The sequence below is a fragment of the Kitasatospora sp. NPDC093558 genome (assembly GCF_040683475.1).
Lineage (GTDB): Bacteria > Actinomycetota > Actinomycetes > Streptomycetales > Streptomycetaceae > Kitasatospora.
Genome location: NZ_JBFBDY010000453.1, coordinates 1 through 5171 on the forward strand (window position 1 = coordinate 1; position 5171 = coordinate 5171).

A 5171-nucleotide genomic window follows, 5' to 3' on the forward strand; every position below is an offset into this window, starting at 1 on the left:
ACCGTCAGCCAGTCGTCTCCGGGCTCGTCGCGCCACAGCGCCCCCATGCCCAGCGCACCGCCCTGCGGCGGAGGCGGCCCGAACGCGGTCGCGTCCCGTACGCCGTCCCACCGCCCGACCGGCTCCGGCGCACCGAAGCGGCGCAGCCCGACGGGCGGCTCGGCGTACGGAATGCCACGGAAGACCGCCACCCCGCCCTCCGAACCGCCCCGCACGACCCCGGCCGACGCATCGACGACGGGCACACCTGCGGTCATCACCACTCCTCGGCCGCACGACTCGGGACTCCCCCGGAGCATCTCGCCGCACCGGCCCGCGCGCCAGTCAATTTCGGGGGCGGTGCCGGGCGTGCACCACCGGCCCGGGTAGGACGATGGTGGCCTCGACGACGCTCAGCTTCACCGACGACTCACCGCCTGCGGCCGAGTCACACCGCAGGCGGCCTCCCCGGGGGTGCATGGCCGTCAGGCATTCCAGCACGCGCCGTGACGGTGGCGGACCGGAGGGATGTCCGCGCCGTCGACGTCGTGGCCGGCGCGGTGGAGGCCGCGGATCCGCTGGGCGTCGAGCCGGCCCTGGAGGCGGGCGCGGGCCTCGGCCGTGGCGATCTCGGTCGCGTACGAGCCCGTCCGGTAGTCGAGTGCCAGGCACGTCCAGGACGTGATCAGGCGAAGCGTCGTCGTCGGGGTGGGGCGGCGGCCTTCGCGTGCGGCGTCGGCCGGTTCGGCGTTCGGGTAGCGCAGATCGCGCAGGGACACGGACTCCGATCCGCCCTCGCGGACGCGGAGTCGCCGGGGAGTCGTGCGGGCAGTGCGGGACATCGAGAGCCTCCGTAGGGCCCTCTGGGCTTTCCAGAGGTACCTACGGCGGGTGGCTGGTGGTCGGCACGGCTCGGCTCCCCTCGTCGTCGGTCGGGACGATAGCCGCGTGGCGACGGTGAGGCCACGGATTTAGGGGAGCTGGGTCAGGCTTCCAGGGCGCGGTCCGGGCTCAGCGACACCTCGTGTAGCACGAGCCGGCTGCGGAGTTCCCGTACGCCCAGGTCGGCCTTGAGGCGGTCGATGACGGCCTCGAACTCGCGGGCGTCGGTGACCGCCATGCGCAGCTGGAAGTCGTAGTCGCCGGTGAGGCGCATCGCGCCGATCACCTGGGGCACGTCGGCGAGTTGCTGCTCGAAGCCCCGGCGGTCCACGCGCTCGCCGAGGCGGATGTCGCTGATCATCTGCATGCCGCGCCCGAACGCCTCCAGGTTCAGCTCGGCCCGGTAGCCCCGGATGACGCCGTCCGCCTGGAGCCGCCGCACCCGGTCGGCGACGGTGTTCGCCGAGAGGCGGACCTGGCGGCCGAGTTCCTGGTAGGTCGCGCGGCCGTCCTGGAGGAGGAGGGCGAGGAGCTGTCGGTCGATGCGGTCCATGGAGGCCATGCTACAAACTCTCGGCGCGAGGTCTATTCAGCCGAGTTTTCCTCGCCTGCGAGGAGCTTCCGGGCGCGATATCCGACACAAAATCGGACCAATCGGCGCAAGAATCGCAGCCATGGAAACGCTCCTGCTCCGGGCCGCCCTGGCCCCGTCCCTCGTCCTGCTCGCCTCCGTCGTCGCGCGCCGACTGGGCCCGCGCCGCGGTGGTCAACTGCTCGGCGCACCGACGAACACGGGACCGTTCCTCGCCCTCACCTGGCTCGCCGCCGGCCCCGCCGCAGTGGCGTCGGCCGCGCACGGCACCGTCACGGGCACGCTGGTCGTGGCGTGCTTCTGCGTCGTCTACGCCCGCGTCGCCCCCGCCCGTCGGCCCGCGTGGACACTTGCGCTCGCGCTGCTCGGCGCAGCCGCCGCCGGTTTGACCGGGACGCTGTGCGACAACGTGTGGGTGAGCGCCGGGCTGACACTCGCCGTGGTCGTAGCGGGGCTGCTGACCTGGCCGGCCGCGTCGTCGAACGCGGGGCGTACGAGCCCGCCGCGCACGTGGGAGATACCGGCGCGGATGCTGCTGTCCGGCGTGACGGTGGTGGCGGCCCTCTGCGCGGGCGCGGCGCTGGGACCGTTCGTCGGTGGCGTCCTGTCGTCGGTGCCGGTGCTGCTGTCGGTGATGGGGACGTCGGTCCACCGGACGGCCGGGGCGCCCGCGGCCGTCGACATGATGCGCGGCGCCCTCACCTCCGCCGCGGGCACGCTCGCCTTCCTGCTCGTCCTCTGCCTCGCCCCGGCCCACCTCGGCCCGGCCGCCGCCTTCCTCCTCGCCCTCGCCGCCCTGGTCGCGGCCGACGCCCTCCTCCGCCTCGGCATCGCGAGGGCCACTCGGCCCCGCCGCGAACGGCTCGGCCGTCCCGCTTCCACGCATGCGGCAGGCTGATCCGCCGGATGGCTCGCCCCCGGTGATGTCACGTCCTCCGACGCTGCCCGGTCTACCTGGTGGGTGTGGCCGTCGTGCAAGGGCGGTGGCCGCGCCCGGACGGGACTCCGAAGAGGTGGAAGGGGAATCACCAATGAAGGCCATCATCGTGTGCGCGTCCGTGTCCCACGGGAACACGAAGCGGATCGCCGACGTCATGGGGGAGGTCCTGGCGGCGCCGGTCGTCGAGCCGGAGGAGGTGACTGCCGCCGAGCTCGCCGCGTACGACCTCGTGGGGTTCGGCTCGGGGATCTTCTCTGGGCGGTTCCACCCGCGGCTGCGCCGGTTCGTCGGATCGCTCCCCGAGGGCGGGCGCTCGCAGGCGTTCGTCCTCGCCACCAGCGGGCTTCCCGAGCCGGGGTTCCGGCCCTTCACCCGGCCCCTCGTGCGGCGCCTCGAACAGAAGGGCTTCGCGGTGGGCGACACCTTCGCCTGCCGCGGCTTCGACACCTGGCTCCCCTTCCGGCTCGTCGGCGGCCTCAACAAGACCCGCCCCGACGGGGGCGACCTCGCCGCGGCGCACGCCTTCGCCGAAGGCCTGCGGGAGCGAGTCGCCCAGGACAGGTGATGCCGGGGCGTCCACGCACTCGTGATCCTGTCATGACATTGCGTCAATTCGGTTATTTTGTGGGGGCTTTAGGGCTGCGAACACGCAACCTCCACTAAAGTCGCGGGCGGTCCGCCGGGCGTCGGTCAGGCGCCCGGAACCTGCCGGCCGTCCGGGGTGTCCAGGTACGCGAACTCCCGGGCCCAGGTGGCATACCACGCGCGGAACCACGGGTGCTGCCGGGCCAGGGGGACGATGGTGGCGAGCGTCTCCCGGTAGTACGCGCGGCGCTTCTCCGGGCGGGGGTGGGTGTCGAGGCGCTGCACGTTGCTGAGCCGGTCGGCGAGCTTGACCAGCAGTGCGTCCTCGGGCGCGTGCCGCAGCCGGTCCAGGTACGCCGCCCGGACCTCCGCCTTCGACTGGCCCTCGGCGGGCTCGTCCTTCGTCACCCACCCGACCAACTCCGCCACCCGCGGCCCGAATCGCTCGCGCACCTCGTCCAGAGAACATCCGGTGTCCTCGACGACGTCGTGCAGCACCGCCGCCCGCAGCACGTCCGTGTCGGTCACCCCGACGCCCTCGACCAGGACGCGCACGGCCTCCAACAGGTGCTCCAGGTACGGCTCTCCGGCCGGGCGCCGCTGGTCGCCGTGCCACCGCACCGCGAACTCGACCGCCTCGTCGAGCTCGGCCAGGTCGGCCGGGTCAACCGCCAGCCCCCGGACCTCCGGCCATCCGCCCGCCGCCTCGAACGTCCGCAACGCCGCGCCCATCACGTCCCCCTCGCCTCGCGCTCCACGTTCCGAGGATCCTAGTTCCGAGGATCCTACGACGGTCCCTCGGAGCGCGGTGCCCGGGCCAGGAGGAGCAGGAGCAGCCCGCAGCCGGCCACCAGGCCCCAGCCCGGACGTGCGGCGTGCGCGAGCTCGTGGAGATCCTGCACCTGTTCGGCCCACGCGGCTACCAGGCGGTCGTCCACGCAAGCCCTGGGCGACCGTCATCATCCTGACGCGCCACACCCGATCCGGCGTACCGTCCGGGTGCCGGCGGTCAGACCGCGACCGGGTGGACGGCGATCGAGGCCGCCAGGGCCGCGGGAATCCGGACCGGGAGGTCGAGCACGTTGTCCGCCCGTGCGTACAGCTGGTGGTCGAGCGGGCCGGTCACCGGGTCAAGGGTGCCGTGATGGTGTGCGAGGGCGCGTTCGACGGCGCGGCGGATGCAGCTCGCCGGCTCGTCGATGCCGATCCGCTCCTGGGCGTACGCGTGGACCAGGTTGGGCAGGTGGTAGCAGCCCGCTACGTCCTCCTCGACCAGGTGGGAGCGGACGAGGGCCGTGAGGAGTGCCCGCGTCTCGGTGTCGGGGCGGTTGGCGAGGACGGCGGCGGTCCGGGCGGTGAACGGGCGCCGCGGGTGCAGGGCCAGGAGCCTGAGCAGACGGCGCTCTTCGCGGGGCAGCTTGGCGTCGGTGGTGGCGAGGGCGGCCCGGACGCCGCCTTCGAGGGCCAGGGTGGTGAGGGGCTCGGGCCAGTAGTCGGCGAGTTCCCAGTCGGGGTGCTCGCGCAGGTGGCGGCCGATGACGGACAGCGCCAGGGGGTGGCGGCCCAGGAGTTCCGCCATCCGCCCGGCCGCCGGCCGGTCCTCGTCGATCCGGCCCGCACCCGCGACGGCGCGCAGGACGGCCAGCGCCTCCTCCGGTTCCAGCACCGGGACCGCCAGGCGCCGCACGCCGTCCAGCTCTGCCAGCCGGGTGCGGGACGTGACGAGGGTGGTGCCCGTCGGCCCGGCGGGGAGGAGGGGGCGCACCTGGTCGGCGTCGGCGGCGTCGTCGAGGATCACCAACGGCTCGGAGGTGACGAGCAGTTGACGGTAGAGACGGACCCGGGCGGCCAGGCCGTGCGGCATCCGGTCGCCCGCGATGCCGAGGAGCCGGAGGAAGGATTCGAGGACCGCCCGGGGATCGGCGGGCGGCGCGTCGCCGGCGGAGCCCCTCAGGTCGGCGAAGAGCACCGGGCCGGCCGTGCGGACGCGGCGGGCCAGGTCGACGGCGAGGCTGGTCTTGCCGACGCCGGCCCGCCCCTCCAGAACGAGTGCACCGTCGTCGAGCACCTGTGACGCCCGCTTGAGGAGCCCTTCACGGGCGACGTGCCAGCCGGGCAAGGCGGGAAGGCGGCCCGCGGCGGCGCCCTGGCCGGCCGCGTCGGCCTCGCCGAGGACGGTGCGCAGTGCCTGCC

Annotated in this window: 7 protein-coding genes and 1 pseudogene; 2 read left to right on the forward strand and 6 right to left on the reverse strand. The window is 73.9% G+C overall.

The window, feature by feature from the left end; genetic code table 11:
* The 3 genes from AB0O00_RS28820 to AB0O00_RS28830 all read right to left on the reverse strand — a co-directional run.
* On the reverse strand, positions 1–257 hold a 257-nt coding region (locus AB0O00_RS28820), incomplete at its 3' end, for a carboxylesterase family protein (protein ID WP_363656651.1).
* 207 nt (positions 258–464) lie between these two features.
* Positions 465–821, reverse strand: coding sequence for a hypothetical protein (locus AB0O00_RS28825; protein ID WP_363656653.1), 357 nt, complete (start codon positions 819–821; stop codon positions 465–467).
* 143 nt (positions 822–964) lie between these two features.
* Entirely contained in the window at positions 965–1414 is a 450-nt protein-coding gene (locus AB0O00_RS28830) for an Lrp/AsnC family transcriptional regulator (protein ID WP_363656655.1), read from the reverse strand.
* Between the two features lie 121 nt (positions 1415–1535).
* On the opposite strand from AB0O00_RS28830, the gene AB0O00_RS28835 reads away from it, so the two are divergent.
* Together AB0O00_RS28835 and AB0O00_RS28840 are read left to right on the forward strand one after the other, a co-directional pair.
* A complete protein-coding gene (locus AB0O00_RS28835) occupies positions 1536–2351 on the forward strand; it encodes a hypothetical protein (protein WP_363656657.1) in 816 nt (271 codons plus the stop codon).
* 133 nt (positions 2352–2484) lie between these two features.
* A complete protein-coding gene (locus tag AB0O00_RS28840) occupies positions 2485–2958 on the forward strand; it encodes a flavodoxin family protein (RefSeq protein WP_363656659.1) in 474 nt (157 codons plus the stop codon).
* Positions 2959–3083: 125 nt separating this feature from the next.
* On the opposite strand, the gene AB0O00_RS28845 is transcribed toward AB0O00_RS28840, so the two are convergent.
* The 3 genes and pseudogenes from AB0O00_RS28845 to AB0O00_RS28855 form a co-directional block, all read right to left on the reverse strand.
* On the reverse strand, positions 3084–3710 hold the full coding sequence (locus AB0O00_RS28845) for an HD domain-containing protein (RefSeq protein WP_363656661.1): 627 nt from the start codon (positions 3708–3710) through the stop codon (positions 3084–3086).
* A gap of 53 nt (positions 3711–3763) precedes the next feature.
* Positions 3764–3916, reverse strand: coding sequence for a hypothetical protein (locus tag AB0O00_RS28850; RefSeq protein WP_363656663.1), 153 nt, complete (start codon positions 3914–3916; stop codon positions 3764–3766).
* A gap of 71 nt (positions 3917–3987) precedes the next feature.
* Positions 3988–5171, reverse strand: a pseudogene (locus AB0O00_RS28855) (hypothetical protein); the annotation flags it as partial.

What these genes read in the sequence shown, in the direction of transcription:
- AB0O00_RS28845 (WP_363656661.1), bottom strand. Translation starts at nt 3,710, where the DNA reads ATGGGCGCGGCGTTGCGGACGTTCGAGGCGGCGGGCGGATGGCCGGAG.
- AB0O00_RS28835 (WP_363656657.1), top strand. Translation starts at nt 1,536, where the DNA reads ATGGAAACGCTCCTGCTCCGGGCCGCCCTGGCCCCGTCCCTCGTCCTG.
- AB0O00_RS28825 (WP_363656653.1), bottom strand. Translation starts at nt 821, where the DNA reads ATGTCCCGCACTGCCCGCACGACTCCCCGGCGACTCCGCGTCCGCGAG.
- AB0O00_RS28830 (WP_363656655.1), bottom strand. Translation starts at nt 1,414, where the DNA reads ATGGACCGCATCGACCGACAGCTCCTCGCCCTCCTCCTCCAGGACGGC.
- AB0O00_RS28840 (WP_363656659.1), top strand. Translation starts at nt 2,485, where the DNA reads ATGAAGGCCATCATCGTGTGCGCGTCCGTGTCCCACGGGAACACGAAG.